The organism is Curtobacterium sp. PhB137 (assembly GCF_003814955.1).
Classification (GTDB): Bacteria; Actinomycetota; Actinomycetes; order Actinomycetales; family Microbacteriaceae; genus Curtobacterium.
In genome coordinates, this window is the sequence record NZ_RKQO01000007.1 from 1 (window position 1) to 15,353 (window position 15,353).

At 69.8% G+C, this 15,353-nt stretch carries 15 protein-coding genes; 5 read left to right on the plus strand and 10 right to left on the minus strand.

From position 1 onward, the window contains the following. Window positions 1–205: 205 nt before the first annotated feature. Window positions 206–2,035 carry a beta-galactosidase family protein gene (locus tag EDF28_RS12070; protein ID WP_123938472.1) on the plus strand — a complete coding sequence of 610 codons (1,830 nt, stop codon included), beginning with the start codon at window positions 206–208 and terminating at the stop codon, window positions 2,033–2,035. Between the two features lie 88 nt (window positions 2,036–2,123). On the opposite strand, the gene EDF28_RS12075 is transcribed toward EDF28_RS12070, so the two are convergent. Together EDF28_RS12075 and EDF28_RS12080 are read right to left on the minus strand one after the other, a co-directional pair. Then, window positions 2,124–2,588 (minus strand): hypothetical protein, encoded by a 465-nt coding sequence (locus tag EDF28_RS12075; RefSeq protein WP_123938473.1) that lies wholly within the window; start codon window positions 2,586–2,588, stop codon window positions 2,124–2,126. Then, window positions 2,585–2,884, minus strand: coding sequence for a biopolymer transporter Tol (locus EDF28_RS12080; protein WP_123938474.1), 300 nt, complete (start codon window positions 2,882–2,884; stop codon window positions 2,585–2,587). The genes EDF28_RS12075 and EDF28_RS12080 overlap by 4 nt, the downstream gene beginning before the upstream one ends. A gap of 44 nt (window positions 2,885–2,928) precedes the next feature. Here EDF28_RS12080 and EDF28_RS12085 point away from each other — a divergent pair, with 44 nt between their 5' ends. After that, window positions 2,929–4,002, plus strand: coding sequence for a spore photoproduct lyase family protein (locus EDF28_RS12085; RefSeq protein ID WP_123938475.1), 1,074 nt, complete (start codon window positions 2,929–2,931; stop codon window positions 4,000–4,002). Here EDF28_RS12085 and EDF28_RS12090 read toward each other — a convergent pair. After that, a complete protein-coding gene (locus EDF28_RS12090; RefSeq protein WP_123938476.1) occupies window positions 3,990–4,646 on the minus strand; it encodes a TetR/AcrR family transcriptional regulator in 657 nt (218 codons plus the stop codon). The genes EDF28_RS12085 and EDF28_RS12090 overlap by 13 nt on opposite strands. Before the next feature lie 92 nt (window positions 4,647–4,738). Between EDF28_RS12090 and EDF28_RS12095 the strand changes: the two genes are divergently transcribed. Next, on the plus strand, window positions 4,739–5,086 hold the full coding sequence (locus tag EDF28_RS12095) for a DoxX family protein (protein WP_123938477.1): 348 nt from the start codon (window positions 4,739–4,741) through the stop codon (window positions 5,084–5,086). 22 nt (window positions 5,087–5,108) lie between these two features. Here the strand turns inward: EDF28_RS12095 and EDF28_RS12100 are convergent, their stop codons facing one another. Further along, on the minus strand, window positions 5,109–6,209 hold the full coding sequence (locus EDF28_RS12100) for an SDR family oxidoreductase (protein WP_123938478.1): 1,101 nt from the start codon (window positions 6,207–6,209) through the stop codon (window positions 5,109–5,111). A 37-nt stretch (window positions 6,210–6,246) separates the two neighbouring features. Next, on the minus strand, window positions 6,247–6,498 hold the full coding sequence (locus EDF28_RS19585) for a DUF3253 domain-containing protein (RefSeq protein WP_235035881.1): 252 nt from the start codon (window positions 6,496–6,498) through the stop codon (window positions 6,247–6,249). Between the two features lie 228 nt (window positions 6,499–6,726). On the opposite strand from EDF28_RS19585, the gene EDF28_RS12110 reads away from it, so the two are divergent. Beyond that, the gene (locus EDF28_RS12110; RefSeq protein WP_260154930.1) at window positions 6,727–8,064 is read left to right on the plus strand and encodes an alpha-amylase family glycosyl hydrolase; all 1,338 of its coding nucleotides are present in this window, start codon (window positions 6,727–6,729) and stop codon (window positions 8,062–8,064) included. 78 nt (window positions 8,065–8,142) lie between these two features. Here the strand turns inward: EDF28_RS12110 and mmsB are convergent, their stop codons facing one another. The 3 genes from mmsB to chvE all read right to left on the minus strand — a co-directional run bounded on the left by mmsB (window position 8,143) and on the right by chvE (window position 12,094). Beyond that, window positions 8,143–9,324: a multiple monosaccharide ABC transporter permease gene (gene mmsB / locus EDF28_RS12115; RefSeq protein ID WP_111086259.1), complete on the minus strand. Its 1,182-nt coding sequence runs from the start codon at window positions 9,322–9,324 to the stop codon at window positions 8,143–8,145. Next, window positions 9,311–10,861: a multiple monosaccharide ABC transporter ATP-binding protein gene (gene mmsA / locus EDF28_RS12120; RefSeq protein WP_123338695.1), complete on the minus strand. Its 1,551-nt coding sequence runs from the start codon at window positions 10,859–10,861 to the stop codon at window positions 9,311–9,313. The genes mmsB and mmsA overlap by 14 nt, the downstream gene beginning before the upstream one ends. Before the next feature lie 102 nt (window positions 10,862–10,963). Continuing rightward, complete coding sequence (chvE, locus tag EDF28_RS12125; protein WP_123938480.1) at window positions 10,964–12,094, minus strand: multiple monosaccharide ABC transporter substrate-binding protein; 1,131 nt, start codon at window positions 12,092–12,094, stop codon at window positions 10,964–10,966. A 181-nt stretch (window positions 12,095–12,275) separates the two neighbouring features. Between chvE and EDF28_RS12130 the strand changes: the two genes are divergently transcribed. After that, entirely contained in the window at window positions 12,276–13,325 is a 1,050-nt protein-coding gene (locus EDF28_RS12130; protein ID WP_123938481.1) for a substrate-binding domain-containing protein, read from the plus strand. 53 nt (window positions 13,326–13,378) lie between these two features. Here the strand turns inward: EDF28_RS12130 and EDF28_RS12135 are convergent, their stop codons facing one another. Further along, entirely contained in the window at window positions 13,379–14,332 is a 954-nt protein-coding gene (locus EDF28_RS12135; RefSeq protein WP_123291928.1) for a carbohydrate ABC transporter permease, read from the minus strand. 3 nt (window positions 14,333–14,335) lie between these two features. Then, window positions 14,336–15,304 carry a carbohydrate ABC transporter permease gene (locus EDF28_RS12140; protein WP_123938482.1) on the minus strand — a complete coding sequence of 323 codons (969 nt, stop codon included), beginning with the start codon at window positions 15,302–15,304 and terminating at the stop codon, window positions 14,336–14,338. Between the last annotated feature and the right edge of the window lie 49 nt (window positions 15,305–15,353).

The following is a 15,353-nucleotide window of genomic DNA, read 5'->3' on the forward strand; positions in this document are numbered from 1 at the left end:
CACCCGCCCCCCTCTCTCCGCGGGGGCGCCCTCCGGGGCGGGGGGGGGGGGGGCGGCGGGGGGGGGGGGGGGGGCGGCCCCCCCCCCCCCCCCCCCCCCCCCCCGCCCGGGGGCCCCGCGGCCCCCCCCCCCCCCCCCCCCCCCCCCCCCCGGGGGGGGGGGCCCCCCCCCCCCCCCCCACCCCGCTGTCTGAAAGAGTCATCTCATGCGATTCGCCATCGGCGACACCGACTTCCTGCTCGACGGCGAGCCGCACCGCGTGCTGTCCGGGGCGATCCACTACTTCCGCGTGCACCCCGACCTGTGGGCCGACCGGATTCGCAAGGCGAAGCTGATGGGCCTCAACACCATCGAGACCTACGTCGCCTGGAACGCGCACGCGCCGTCGCCCGACGTCTTCGACCTGACCGGCGGGCTCGACCTCGGCCGGTTCCTCGACCTGGTCGCCGCCGAGGGCATGCACGCCGTCGTCCGCCCCGGCCCCTACATCTGTGCGGAGTGGACCAACGGCGGCCTGCCGTACTGGCTCTTCGCCGACGGCTCCGTGGGCGTCCGGCGCAACGAGCCCGGGTTCCTCGCGGCGGTCCAGACGTACCTGCAGCAGCTGGCCCCCGTGCTGGTCCCGCGGCAGATCGACCAGGGCGGGCCCATCGTCCTGGTGCAGGTCGAGAACGAGTACGGCGCCTACGGCTCCGACCCCGAGTACCTGCGTGCGCTCGAGCAGATGCACCGCGACATCGGGCTGACCGTCCCGTTCACGAGCGTCGACCAGCCGATGGGCACGATGCTCGAGGACGGTTCGCTGCCGTCGCTGCACAAGACCGGCTCGTTCGGCTCGCGGTCCGCCGCGCGCCTCGAGCGCCTGCGGCAGGCCCAGCCCACCGGCCCCCTGATGTGCTCGGAGTTCTGGGACGGCTGGTTCGACAGCTGGGGCGAGCACCACCACACCACCTCGGCCGCGGACAGCGCTGCGGACCTCGACGTCCTGCTCGCCGCCGGTGGCTCGGTCAACATCTACATGTTCCACGGTGGCACGAACTTCGGCTTCACGAACGGCGCCAACGACAAGGGCGTCTACCGACCGATCGCGACGTCGTACGACTACGACGCCCCGCTCGACGAGGCTGGTCGGCCCACCTCGAAGTTCCACGCCTTCCGCGCGGTCATCGAGCGCTACGCGCCCGTCCCGCCGTTGCCGGCGTCGATGGAGCCGGGTGGGTCGGGTCGACTCGCGTCCGATGGGGCGGACGGAGTCGGCCTGGAGGCCCGGATCACCCCCGCCACGGACCTCGCCGTCCGCCTCGACCGCGTCGCGTCGCTCCGCTCCCTGCTGCCCACGCTCACGACGTGGTCGGCGCACGACGAGCCGCCGACGTTCGACGCCCTCGGTGCGGCCAGCGGCTTCGTCCTGTACCGCGCCGAGGTCGACCTGCCGACCGGCGGTGTGCTGACCATCGGGCAAGAGGTCCGCGACCGCGCGATCGTGTCCGTCGACGGCGTCGTCGTCGGCGTCCTGGAGCGCGAGCACCACGACCGCGCCGTCGTCTTGCCGCCGGTGACCGGCACGCTCGAACTGCTCGTCGAGGACCAGGGCCGGGTCGACTACGGCATCCGCATCGGCGAACCGAAGGGCCTGATCGGCGGAGTCGCCGTCGACGGTGTCCCGCTGTCGCGCTGGACCGCGGCACCGTTGGCGCTCGACCCGATCGCACCGTCCGCCCTCGATGCGCTGTCCGCGGTGGAGCCGACCGACGGCGAGGTGCTCGCGGGGCCGACGTTCGCCGCGGGGTCGTTCGACCTCGACGCGGTGGACGACCGCTACCTGGCGCTCGACGGCTTCCGCAAGGGTGTCGCGTGGGTCAACGGGTTCTGCCTCGGTCGGTACTGGTCGCGCGGCCCGCAGCAGACCCTGGCGATCCCGGGCCCGGTCCTGCGCTCAGGCCGGAACGACCTCGTCGTCCTCGAGCTGCACGCGTCGGCATCCCGCACGGCCCACCTGCTCCTCGAGCCGTCCTTGGGGCACACCGAGGGCTGACGCAGCCCCCGGCGTACCTGGTCGAATCGGGCGTACCTGGTCGGAACTTCCGACCAGGTACGCCCGATTCCGCTTTCCACCGCGGGCGTCATGGGACGTTTCGGACTTCGTGAGTCGCTGCCCACGCCCGCACCTCGAGGAGCGCCTCGTGTCGCCAGCGCCAGAGCGGGGCGAACTTCGTGCCGTCGTCCGCCCAAGCCCGGGTCAGCAGCCAGATCTGCCGTCGGTGGCCGACCCCGCGATCATCGCGCCACTCGACGTACGCGTCGTCGAGCACCGCGGTGATGCCCGCACGCGGTGCGGTCCACGACGACAGGAAGCCGGAGTACCGGAGGGTTTCGTCGGACAGGTGCACGGCGACGCGACGGAGCCTGGCCGTGGCCCAGGTCCCACCGGCGATGAAGGCGACACCGAGGACGAAGACGAACACCCGCGCCGATGCTCCGGGAACGAAGGCCACGCTCGCGAGTGCGACTCCTGTCCCGATCATCACCGGGCCGAACACGATGAGGTTCAGGATGCGATCCAGGCGCGGCGGACGAATCGTCGTCACGGCAGGGCGTCCAGATCGGCGAGTGCCCGCTCGGCGTCGGCGATCCGATCGGCCTCGGGGCGCGTCCACCACTCCGGGCCGCGTTCGCCCAGACCGTGCTTCGCGAGCCCGTTCCGGTGCCGAGCCGCGGCCAGCGCAGCGTCGTCGCCGGCGCGCTTCGCGGTCTTCACCGCGTTGCGCCCGCGCCCCAGGTGGGAGCGGAGCGCGGCCGCGAGTTCCTCGGGCAGGGCCGGGTCGGTGCGGCGCCAGCGTCGGCCGTTCACCACGAAGTAATGGTCGTCGGCTTCGGCGGTCATGCCCCGAGTCTGCACCGTCAGTGGTCCCCGGTAGACAGGAGTCGATGAGCAACGACCGCGCCCGCCCGATGCTCGACGTCCGTCGGATCTACGCCGAGCCCGCTGCCCTCGAACTGCAGCGCGGGCAAGAGGTGATCGGGCGCTGGCCGGACGCCGAGATCGTGCCGGTGGAGTCCCACTGGAACATCCCCGAGGTGCACGGCGACGAGCGCAACGTGCAGCGGTGGGTCCGGATCAAGACCGAGGCGCTGGTGCTCGGCGTGAAGAAGTCGTTGATCACGCGACCGAACGGCCGCTCCGCCGACTTCATCGCGCCCTCGACGGCGAACGGCTGTGCGATGGCGTGTGCGTACTGCTACGTCCCGCGGCGCAAGGGCTACAGCAACCCCGTCACGGTGTTCGCCAACATCGACCAGATCACGAAGCACGTCGCTCGCAACATCGCGAAGCAGGGGCCGAAGACCGAGCCGAACCAGTGCGATCCCGGGTCGTGGGTGTACGACATCGGCGAGAACAGCGACTGCTCGGTCGACGCGATGATCAGCGACAACGTCCGTGACCTGTGCGACCTGTTCCGGATGACCCCGACCGCGAAGGCGTCCTTCGCGACGAAGTACGTCAACCGCGAGTTGCTCGACTGGGACCCGATGGGCCGCACGCGCATCCGGTTCTCGCTCATGCCGCACGACACCGCGAAGGTCACCGACATCCGGACGAGTCCCGTCGCCGAGCGGATCGCTGCGGTGAACGAGTTCGTCGACGCCGGCTACGAGGTCCACCTGAACTTCTCGCCCGTCATCGTCACCCCGACGTGGGAGTCCGACTGGACCGAGCTGCTGCGGCAGGTCGACGACGTACTGTCACCGGCCGCCAAGGCGCAGATCGCGGCCGAGGTGATCTTCCTCACGCACAACCAACCCCTGCACGAGGTCAACCTCGGCTGGCACCCGAAGGCCGAGGACCTGCTCTGGCGCCCCGACCTGCAGGAGCAGAAGGTGTCGCAGAACGGCGCGGTGAACGTCCGCTACCGGTCCGGGATGAAGGGGCAGCTCGTCGAGCGCTTCCGCGAGCTCGTCGCCGAGCACCTGCCGTCCTGTCGGATCCGCTACGCCTTCTGACGGCCGGCGGGCTGGTGGCGCTCCGCCAGGGCCCGACGGACCTGATCGCCGCGCAGGGGGCGTCCGGCCAGCACGCCGCGCGGGACGTCCGTTGCCCGGAACCCGTCGAGCACCAGGTCCACCCAGCGTCGGTACGCCTCGGGTGCGACCCGGCCGAACGTGCGGATCGTCTCCGCGATCGACAGCTGCAGGAGTGCGACGTCGGCCAGGGTGGCGTCGGCGCGGATGACCGCGGCCGCCTGTCCGGCTGTGAAGAGGGCGTCGATCCCGTCCTGCACGGCGATGCGGAGCCGGAGCAGTTCCGGAGCGTCGCGGTAGTCGGTGGTCATGAGCTCGCTGAAGCCGGTGCGGCGCGCCTCGATCGCCGCCGTCTCGCGGACGAAGGTCGCGAAGCCCTCCCACGGGTCCGAGGCGGACAGCTCGCGGCAGTGCTCGACGAGGTCGAGCACCTCGTGCATCGGCTCGACCAGGACGGCTTCCCACAGCGCCGCTCGGGTCGGGAAGTGCCGGTACAGGGTCGCGTTGCCGAGTCCCGCTGCGACCGCGATCGGTTCCAGTGCAGCCTGGAGGCCGTGGTCGGTGAACGCGGACCGGGCCGCGTCGACGAGCGCCTGACGGTTCCGGGCGACGTCTCGGCGGGTCATGCACCGAGCCTAGATCGCGTGGCCGGGAATACGGGGAGCAGTCCCCGGTTTGAAACGGGGACAACCATCCGTTTCATCACCTGGAGTTCCCCGTGCACATCGCAGCCGTCGTCCTGTCCCTCGTCCTCGCCGTGGCCCTGCTCGGCTCGGGCGTCATGAAACTCGTCCGCAACCCGAAGATCGTCGCCTCGATGCAGGCCGTCCACGTCACTCCCGCGCAGATGACCGTCCTCGGTGTGCTCGAGGTCGCCGCTGCCGCCGGGCTCGTCATCGGCATCTGGTGGGTGCCCCTCGCCATCGCCGCGGCCATCGGCGCGGTGGTCTACTTCGTCGGCGCCGTGGTGGCGCACCTCCGAGCGCACGACAAGGACCTGCAGGGCGCCGTCGTCCTGCTGGTGCTGTCGGTCGCGACGCTCGTGGTGCTCCTGCTCGCGCTGTAGCCCGCTGTTCCGGGCCGACGACTCAGGGGATGAGTCGGTCGGCCCGGTAGCGCGCGAAGAGGTCGGCGAACGCGCGTTCGGTCCGGCGGAAGGCCGTGAACCCGGCCTCGCGGCTCTTCCCCATGTCGGTGACGACCTCCATCGCGCGACCGAGGTCGGCGTCGGTGTGCCACCACGAGGCGAGCCGTGTGATGTCCGCCTCTGCCAGACCGTGTCGCTCGGCGATGCCGGCCCACTCCGACTCGTGCGGCGCCATCTGCTGCTCGAGCGGTCGCGGCTCGTCCTGGTACCCGACCACCCGCGCCGGGTCGACGCCGAGGTGCGCAGCGAGCCGCGGCCACATCCAGCGCCACCGGAAGACGTCGCCGTTCACGATGTTGAAGGCCTCGTCGGCGCCCTCGGGTGCGGTCGCCGCCCACACCATCTGCTCGGCGAGGATCCCCGCCTCGGTCATGTCGGTCAGGCCGTTCCACTGCGCCTCGCTGCCCGGGAACACGAAGTCCAGGTCGAGCTCCTTCGCGAGCGTCGCCTGCACCGCGATCGTCAGGCCCATGTTCATGGCGTTGCCGACGGCGTGCCCGATCACGGTGTGCGAGCGGTGCACCGACCACGTGAAGCCCTGGCGCTCGGCGGCGGCGAACAGCTCGTCCTCCTGCGCGTAGTAGAAGTTCGGGGTGTCCAGGCGGGGTTCTTCCTCGTGGAAGGGCGTGTCCGGCATCTCGCCCGCGGCGTAGGCCTCGAACGGGCCGAGGTAGTGCTTCAGCCCGGTCACCAGTGCGACGTGCGCCAGCGGGGCATGCGCGAGTGCGGCGAGCAGGTCGCGGACCATGCCGCCGTTCACGCGGATGTTCTCCGCCTCCGTCCCCTGGCGCTGCCACGCGGTGAAGAACACGTGCGTGGGACGCTCGTCGGCCAGCGCGGCGCCGAGGCTGTCGGGATCGCGGAGATCCGCGGCGACGGTCCGGACGTCCTGCTGGGGGAGCGGGCGGCGCGACAGCGCGGTCATGTCCCAGCCGAGGTCGAGCAGGTGGCTCACCAGGGCGGAGCCGGTGATGCCGCTCGCCCCCACGACGAGGGCTCGGGGCTGGACGGGGGTCGGTTCGGTCGATCCGGTTGCAGTCATCCCCGTCCCCAACCGACGGTGCACGACAGGTGTTCCCTCACCGCGGGCGACGGATGCGGATCGGCCCCTTCGCCGTCGACGGGTCCACGACGGAGCCGCCCTGGGTGATCTCGACCTCGCCGCGCGCCATCATGCGCTGGGCTGCTCGACGGGCGGGTTCCATGAGCGGGCGCCAGTCGTCCGGTTCGAGCGACCGAGCGACCTCGGACGGACAGATGCTCGAGGTGCGTGCCCGTGCAGCGAGCAGCTCGTCGATGCGCTGCTCGAGTGCCAGGTCCGTCCGGTCCACTCCGTGGCGACGGCAGGCACGGGAGCACCACTTGGTTTCAGGCGCCGCCGACGACGGCATCCGACGGCCGCACGACACACAGGTCCGATCGGCCTGTGCCGACTCCGACGCCGCAGCGTCCGCTTCCGTCCTGATCGCACGTCCCATGCCCACATCCTCGTCCTGCCGTCCCTGTCCGTTCCCAGCACGGGAGCGCCCAGCACAGGCGCGGCTGGCAGCATCGGAGCGGTGAGCACCGACACCGCACCCTCCCGTCCGCCCGAGCCCGCCTGGGTGCCGCACGTCATGTGGTGGCACGTGTACCCGCTCGGGTTCGTCGGGGCGGACGTCCGCCCGGGGGTGCCGGTCGAGGAGCGCGCGGTCGAGCACCGTCTCGGCCGCATCGAACCCTGGCTCGACCACGTGGTGGACCTCGGCTTGAACGGCCTGGTGCTCGGGCCGGTGTTCGCGAGCTCCACCCATGGCTACGACACGGTGGACCACTTCCGGATCGACCCTCGGCTCGGCGACGAGGCCGACTTCGACCGTCTGGTGTCCGGGGCGCACGAGCGGGGGATCCGGGTCCTGCTCGACGGTGTCTTCAACCACGTCGGCCGTGAGCACCCGGCGTTCCGGGCGCTCGGAGAAGAGGGACCGGACGGGGCGACCGCTGGCCTGTTCGCGATCGACTGGTCGGGGTGGACGCCGGGGCAGCCGGTGCCCGTCGGGTTGTTCGAGGGACACGACATCCTCGTGGCGCTGGACCACGACAGCCGAGCGACCGAGGACCTCGTCGTCCAGGTGATGACGCACTGGCTGGAGCGCGGGATCGACGGCTGGCGCCTCGACGCGGCGTACGCGGTGCCACCGGCGTTCTGGGCCAGGGTGCTGCCACGGGTGCGCGAGCGGTTCCCGGACGCGTGGTTCAGCGGTGAGGTGATCCACGGCGACGCGGCGGCGATCGCGCGGGAGTCGACCATGGACTCGTTGACGCAGTACGAACTGTGGCAGGGCATCTGGCACGGCATCGCGGACGGCAACGGCCACGAGCTGGCGCACGCGATCGAGCGGCACGACGCCCTGCTCGAGACGTTCGCCCCGACGACCTTCATCGGCAACCACGACGTGACCCGCATCGCGAGCGCGGTGGGGGAGGAGTTCGCCGGGCACGCGGCAGCGGTGCTGTTCACCGTCGCCGGCACCCCGATCGTCTACGCGGGCGACGAGTACGGCTGGACCGGGGTGAAGGAGGAACGCGAGGGTGGCGACGACGCGGTCCGACCGGAGTTCCCGGACGCACCACCCGCAGCGGGCGATCTGACGCACGCGTACGAGGCCCTGATCGCCCTGCGCCGCCGCAACCCGTGGTTGCACCGGGCGCACACCGACGTGGTGCACCTGACGAACACTGCGGTCGTCCTGCGGACCGCGACGTCGGACGCGGCCGTGGTGACCGCCCTGAACCTGTCGGCCGATCCCGTCGAGGTGCCCGCGGCGGATGCGACGCAGGTGGAGGCGGGCGGCGCGGATCTCGGGGACGGAACCCTGCGCCTCCCGGCCAGGGGGTGGGCGGTCCTGTCCCGCTGACGCACGAAAGCGACAGAAGTGCGCGGACGTTCCGCAGCACTCTGTCGCTTTCGCGGGGGTGACCCCGGAAGGACGCCCCTACTTGCGCGCGGCGGCCGCCCGACGCTTGTTGAACACGTCGAACGCGACGGCGGCGAGCAGGACCAAGCCCTTGATGAGCGACTGGTACTCGGTGCCGACCCCGAGGATCGACATGCCGTTGTTCAGCAGCCCGATGATGAGACCACCGACGATGGCGCCGGGGACCGTGCCGATGCCGCCGGTGACCGCTGCGCCACCGATGAACACCGCGGCGATGGCGTCGAGTTCGAAGCCGTTGCCCGCACCGGGTGCCGCCAGGTTGAGCTGACCGGTGAAGACCACGCCGGCCAGGGCCGAGATGACTCCCATGTTGACGAACAGCATGAACGTGACGCGCTTCGTCTTCACGCCGGACAGCTGCGCGGCCAGGGCGTTGCCGCCGATGGCGTAGACGTGGCGGCCGAACACCGCGCTCCGCATGATGACCGAGTAGATCACCACGAGTGCGCCGAGGATGACGAGCACGATCGGGGTGCCGTTGTAGCTCGCGAGCAGCAGGGCCACGTAGACGACCAGCACGACGCCGAAGACGAGCTTCACGATGAACCAGGCGAACGGTTCGCTCTCGAGCTGGTACTTGCGGCGGGTGGCCCGGCCGCGGAACGCCGTGACGGCCATGACCGCCGCGGCGGCGAAGCCGAGGATCATCGTGAGCGGCTCGTACCCGGTGGTGCCGAACGACGGCAGGAAGCCGGAGCCGAGGGCACGGAACCCGTCCGGGAACGGCGAGATCTGCTGGTTGTGCAGCACGATCTGCGCCGCACCGCGGAAGGCGAGCATGCCGGCCAGGGTGACGATGAACGCCGGGATCCCGAAGTAGGCGATCCAGAACCCCTGCCAGGCGCCGACGAGCGCACCGACGACCAGGCAGAGCACGACGGCGATCGGCCACGGGATGTGCCACTGCGTGATCATCACGCCGGCCATGGCGCCGGTGAAGGCGACGACCGACCCGACGGACAGGTCGATGTGCCCGGCGATGATGACCATCACCATGCCGATGGCGAGGATGAGGATGTAGCTGTTCTGGACGATCAGGTTCGAGACGTTGATCGGGGCCAGGGTGATGCCGTTGGTCGTCACCTGGAAGAAGACGACGATGACGATCAGCGCGATGAACAGGCCGATCTGTCGGAGCTGCCCGGTGAGGTAGCCGGCGGCGGACTTAAGCGCGTTCATTGACAGGGGTCTCCCGTTCCTGGGTCATGTACTGCATGAGGACCTCTGGGGTGGCCTCGGAGCGGGGCACATCGGCGGTGATGGTGCCCTCGGAGAGTGTGTAGATGCGGTCGCAGATGCCGAGGAGCTCCGGGAGCTCCGAGGAGATCACGATGACCCCCTTGCCCTGGTCCGCGAGGCTGTTGATGATCGTGTAGATCTCGTACTTCGCACCGACGTCGATGCCGCGGGTCGGCTCGTCGAGGATGAGCACGTCCGGGTCGGTGTACATCCACTTCGACAGGACGACCTTCTGCTGGTTGCCGCCGGAGAGCTTGCCCGTGATGACGTCGACGTTCGGTGCCTTGATGTTGAGGTTCTTCAGGAACTGCCCGGCGACCGTGGTCTCCTCGGACGCGTTCACGAAGCCCCAGCTGGCGAGCTTGCCGAGCGCCGACCCGGAGATGTTCCGTTTGATGTCGTCGATCAGGTTCAGGCCGTAGCGCTTGCGGTCCTCGGTGACGTACGCGATGCCGTGGTCGATCGCCTGCGACACCGTGTGGGTCTTGATCGGCTCGCCGCGCTTGTACACGGTCCCGCTGATCCCGGATCCGTACGACCGGCCGAACACGCTCATCGCGAGTTCGGTCCGCCCGGCGCCCATGAGCCCGGCGATGCCGACGATCTCGCCGGCGCGGACGTTCAGGTCGACCTGGTGGATGATCTCGCGCGACCCGTCGAGCGGGTGGTGGACCGTCCAGTCCTCGATCCGCAGGAGTTCCTCGCCGATCTTCGGTTCGTGCTCGGGGTACCGGTTCGACAGGTCGCGGCCGACCATCCCGCGGATGATGCGGTCCTCGGAGACGTCGTCGGCGTGCATGTCGAGCGTCTCGATGGTCTTGCCGTCGCGGATGATCGTGACCTTGTCGGCGATCGCCTTGATCTCGTTGAGCTTGTGGCTGATGATGATCGCCGTCATGCCCTCGGCCTGCAGCGAGCGGATGAGCTCGAGCAGGTGCGCGGAGTCGTCGTCGTTCAGGGCGGCTGTGGGCTCGTCGAGGATGAGGAGCTTGACCTTCTTCGACAGCGCCTTCGCGATCTCGACGAGCTGCTGCTTGCCGACACCGATGTCCACGATCTTCGTGACCGGGTTGTCCTTGAGGCCGACGCGCTGCAGGAGCTCGGCGGCTGCCAGGTTCGTCTTGTTCCAGTCGATGAAGCCGCCCTTGGACCGCTCGTTGCCGAGGAAGATGTTCTCGGCGATCGACAGGAACGGGCTCAGCGCGAGCTCCTGGTGGATGATGACGACGCCGGCTGCTTCGGAACCGTTGATGTCGTGGAACGCGACGGGCGACCCGTCGAGCAGGATCTCGCCCTCGAAGGAGCCGTGCGGGTAGACGCCCGACAACACCTTCATGAGGGTCGACTTGCCGGCGCCGTTCTCGCCGCAGATGGCGTGGACCTGTCCACGCTCGACCTCGATCGAGACGCCCTGCAGGGCCTTCACGCCGGGGAACGTCTTGGTGATGTCACGCATCTCGAGGATCGTGTCCGTCACGTCGACCGCCTTCCGTGGTGCGCGCCGTGGCGCGCGGATGGGGCGGACGGGAGGCACGGGGCGGGGTCGACCCGTGCCTCCTGTCCGACAGGTGGGTTGCGACTACTTCAGGTCGGCTTCGGTGTAGTAACCCGAGTCGACGAGGACTTCCTTGTAGTTGTCCTTGGTGACGACCGTCGGCTGGAACAGGAAGGTCGGGACGACCTTGACCTTGTTGTCGTAGCTCTTCGTGTCGTTGACCTCGGGCTTGTCACCGGTGAGCAGGTCCTCGGCCATGGTGACCGACTGCTTGGCGAGCTTGCGGGTGTCCTTGTAGATGGTCGAGTACTGCTGACCGGCGATGATCGACTTGACCGAGGCCGCCTCGGCGTCCTGGCCCGTCACGATCGGCAGCGGACGGTCGCTGGTGCCGTAGCCGGCACCCTGCAGCGCCGAGATGATGCCGATCGAGATGCCGTCGTACGGCGAGAGCACGCCGTCGAGCGTGGTGCCGCCCGAGTACGACTTCGCGACGAGGTTCTGCATGCGGGCCTTGGCGGTCGCCGGGTCCCACTGCTGCGTGGCGGCCTGCGAGAGCTGGTCCTGACCGGACTGGATCTTCAGCGTGCCGTCCTCGAGGTACGGCTTGAGGGTCTTCATGGCGCCGTTGAAGAAGAAGCTGGCGTTGTTGTCGTCGAGCGAGCCGGCGAAGACCTCGATGTTGAACGGGCCCTTCTCGCCGGTCTTCTCGCCCTTGTCGTCGAGGACGCCGAGGCCGGTGAGCAGGCTCGTCGCCTGGTCGACGCCGACCTTCTCGTTGTCGAACGACACGTAGTAGTCGACGTTCTTGTTGCCCGTCAGCAGGCGGTCGTAGGAGATCACCTTGATGCCGGCCTTGGCGGCGGCGTCGAGCTGGTCGGAGAGGGCTCCGCCGTCGATCGACGCGATGATGAGGACCTTCGCGCCCTTCGTGATCATGTTGCTGACCTGCTGGGCCTGCTGCTGGACCTTGTTGTCGCCGTACTCGAGGTCGACCTTGTAACCGGCCTTCTCGAGGTCGCTCTTGACGGCGTCGCCGTCCTTGATCCAGCGTTCCGAGACCTTGGTCGGCATGGCGACGCCGACGAGGGCGCCCTTGTTGTCGCTGCTGTTGCCGCCGCCGTCGGTGGACGCGCGGCCACCGGCCGAGCAGCCGGCGAGTGCGATCGCGATGCCGAGGGCTGCAACGCCCGCGATGATCCTGCGCTTCGTCATCGAAGTACCTCTGTTCCTCTCGCGTCGTCCTCGACGCGCTCAGGTGCCGGGGCTGCTGTGCCCCGAGGGATGTGCTCGTGTGAGCGCTCACATACTGGGGCTTTCGTAACGGGGTGTCAACTCGACCTGACCGTTTCGCGATCTTGCCGCGCGGGCCGGACTGCGCGGTACGGTTGGCCTCGTGACGACCACGACCGCCCCAGGGGGCACGGGCGGCAAACGCCGGAAGGCTCCGACGATCTTCGACGTCGCCGAGCGTGCGGGCGTCTCCCACCAGACCGTCTCGCGCGTGATCAACGGCGACCCGACGGTCCGCGACGCCTTCCGCACGCAGGTCACCGACGCCGTCCACGACCTCGGCTACCGACCCCGCGCCGCCGCCCGCGCACTCGCCGGGGGGCGGAGCCGCGCGCTCGGCATCATCACCGCTGGCGACGCGCTGTACGGTCCGTCGAGCACCGCGATCGGCTTCGAACGCGCGGCCCGGTCGGCCGGGTACCACGTGCTGCTCTCCACCCTGCCCGAGGAACCGACGCCGTCCGACCTGTCCGGTGCACTCACGACGCTGCTCGCGCAGGACGTCGCCGCGATCGTGCTCGTCGCCGCGGACAACCGGGTGCTCGACGCCCTCGGGTCGCTCACCGTGCCGGTCACCGTGCCGGTCGTCGTGTCCAACGCCGTGCAGCGCGACGCCGTGCGGACCCCGGCGGCGTCGACCGTCGCCGCGGTCGCGATCGACCAGGCCGCCGGGACGTCGCTCGTGATGGAACACCTGTTCGCGCGCGGGCACCGGCGGATCGTGCACATCGCCGGACCACCGGTGTCGCAGGAGTCCGAGGTGCGCCGTGCCACGTACGTCCGGATCATGCAGGACGCCGGCCTCGAGCCCGTCGTGCTCGACGGCGACTGGACCCCGGGGAGCGGGTTCGCGGCCGCACGGCACATCGACGTGACGGCCGTCGACGCGGTGTTCGCCGGCAACGACCAGATGGCGCTCGGGGTGCTCCACGCCTTCGCCGACGAGGGCCTGCGCGTGCCCGACGACATCGCGGTGGTCGGGTTCGACGACGTCCCCGAGGCCGCGCACTTCACCCCGCCGCTGACCACCGTGCGGCAGGACTTCCGGGCGATGGGAGAGCGGGTGCTCGACACCGTGCGGGCCCTGGTCGAGGGCGAGCCCCGCGACGAGACCCTGCTGGCGCCCGAGCTCGTGGTGCGCCGGTCGGCGTAGCCCGCGCGGAGCGCGGCCGAGCTTGCGCGGATGGTGCGAGGCTGACCCGACCGTCAGCCCTTCAGCGCGCCGGACGACAGGCCTGCGACGTAGAACCGCTGCAGTCCGACGTAGAGCGCGATGCACGGGATCATCGCCACCACCGACCCGGCGACGAGGTTGCCGTACGACACCTGCCCGTACGCCCCGGTCTGCAGGTTGAGCAGCGCCACCGGCAGCGTGTAGAGCGAGTCCTTCGTCAGGAAGGTCAGCGCCCCGAGGAACTCCGTCCACGACGCCAGGAACGCGTACAGCGCAGCGGTGGCCGCGCCGGGCAGCAGGAGCGGGCGGAGCACCGACACGACGACCCGGAAGCGTGAGGCCCCGTCGACGAACGCCGAGTCCTCGAGCTCGGTCGGGATCGACTCGAACGCGTTCCGCATCACGAACACCCCGAACGGCAGGTTCACCGTCGTGTAGAACAGCACGAGCCCGAGCAGTGAGTTCGTGAGCTTCATGGCGTTCATCTCGAGGTACAGCGGGGTGAGGATCGCTTGGAACGGCACCATCATCGTCAGCAGCACCAGGCCGAACACGATGCCCGACCCGCGGAACCGGAAGCGGGCGAACCCGTACCCGGCCATCGTCGCGATCACCGCTGTCAGCACCGCCGTGGCGATCGACACGATCAACGAGTTGAACACGCCGGTCAGCAGATGCGACGACGAGCTGAAGACGGCGGCGAAGTTCTGCCAGCCGAGCTGGAAGAAGGTCGCGGGGTCGGCGGCCTGCGTGATGACGGCCTCGGACTGGAACGCCCGCAGGATCGACCACAGCAGCGGGACGCCGAAGACGAGCACCGACCCGACGCCGGCGATCACGTACAGGGTGCGCTTGACGGCGGTGTCGCGGGGGTGCCGGACGCTGCCCTGGTGGTGGCGCCGGCGGCGTCCGTCACCGGTGGTGGTCAGCGTGCGGGTGGACAGGTCCGGCGCCGCGAGGCCGGCACGGGAGGTCGTGGTGCTCATGGCTCAGTCCTTCTCTCGCAGTGCCCAGAACTGGAACACCGTGACGGCGGCGATGACGACGACCAGGGCGATCGACTCGGCGGTCGCGGCGCCGAGCTGCAGGTTGACGAAGCCACGGTTGTAGATCGCGTTGACGATCGTCGTGGTCTCGGTCCCCGGCCCGCCCTGGGTCAGGATGTAGAACTGGTTGAACGCGAGCAGCGAGCCGATCACCGAGATGATGGCGCTGAGGGCGATGGTCGAGCGGATCATCGGCAGGGTGATGAGTCGTTCGGTCTGCCACCAGGACGCGCCCTCGAGCTGCGCCGACTCGTAGACCTCGTCGGGGATGCCCTGCATGGCCGACATCAGGAGCACCATCGTCAGGCCGGACACCGCCCAGACCACGAGCACGCAGATGAGCAGCGTGGCGAGGGGGCCGTTGACGAGCCAAGCGGTGCTGCCGTCGGTGATGCCGAGCCAGCGGAGCACCATGTTGACGGCTCCGGAGTTCGGCTGCGCCTCGAGCACGAGCATGAACGACAGCGTCGTCAGGCCGACGACGTACGGCAGGAAGAACACCGTCCGCAGCAGGGTGCTGCCCCGACGCCGTGCCCGGATGAGCACCGCCAGGAAGTAGCCGAGCACCAGGATCGGCACCGTCACGATCGCGGTGTACAGCAGCGTGTACCCGATGGCGTGCACGAACGTCGGGTCCTGGAACAGCGTCAGGTAGTTCTGCAGCCCGATGAACCGGTACGGGCCGATCAGGGGCCAGTTCGTGAACGAGATGTAGAGCGCGAACACGAGCGGGGCGAGGACGAACACCGCGACGAAGACGATCGCCGGGGTGACGAGCACGGCGCCGGCGCGCGGCGGGTGCGTGAGCGACCCGCGGGACGGACCCGAGCGACCCTGGCGGCCCGGGCGGCCGGCGCCGCGGCCGACGGTGGGGCGGCCGGCGCCGGTCCGTCGGTTGGAGATGGTGGTCATGTCTGCACCTCTCTGTGCAACGAGCGAACGAACGAGCGAACAGGCGAGC

Excerpts from the sequence above, each read along its gene's own strand:
- EDF28_RS12070 (WP_123938472.1), top strand. The coding sequence starts at position 206 with ATGCGATTCGCCATCGGCGACACCGACTTCCTGCTCGACGGCGAGCCG.
- EDF28_RS12080 (WP_123938474.1), bottom strand. The coding sequence starts at position 2,884 with ATGACCGCCGAAGCCGACGACCATTACTTCGTGGTGAACGGCCGACGC.
- EDF28_RS12085 (WP_123938475.1), top strand. The coding sequence starts at position 2,929 with ATGAGCAACGACCGCGCCCGCCCGATGCTCGACGTCCGTCGGATCTAC.
- EDF28_RS12090 (WP_123938476.1), bottom strand. The coding sequence starts at position 4,646 with ATGACCCGCCGAGACGTCGCCCGGAACCGTCAGGCGCTCGTCGACGCG.
- EDF28_RS12100 (WP_123938478.1), bottom strand. The coding sequence starts at position 6,209 with ATGACTGCAACCGGATCGACCGAACCGACCCCCGTCCAGCCCCGAGCC.
- mmsB (WP_111086259.1), bottom strand. The coding sequence starts at position 9,324 with ATGAACGCGCTTAAGTCCGCCGCCGGCTACCTCACCGGGCAGCTCCGA.
- chvE (WP_123938480.1), bottom strand. The coding sequence starts at position 12,094 with ATGACGAAGCGCAGGATCATCGCGGGCGTTGCAGCCCTCGGCATCGCG.
- EDF28_RS12135 (WP_123291928.1), bottom strand. The coding sequence starts at position 14,332 with ATGAGCACCACGACCTCCCGTGCCGGCCTCGCGGCGCCGGACCTGTCC.
- EDF28_RS12140 (WP_123938482.1), bottom strand. The coding sequence starts at position 15,304 with ATGACCACCATCTCCAACCGACGGACCGGCGCCGGCCGCCCCACCGTC.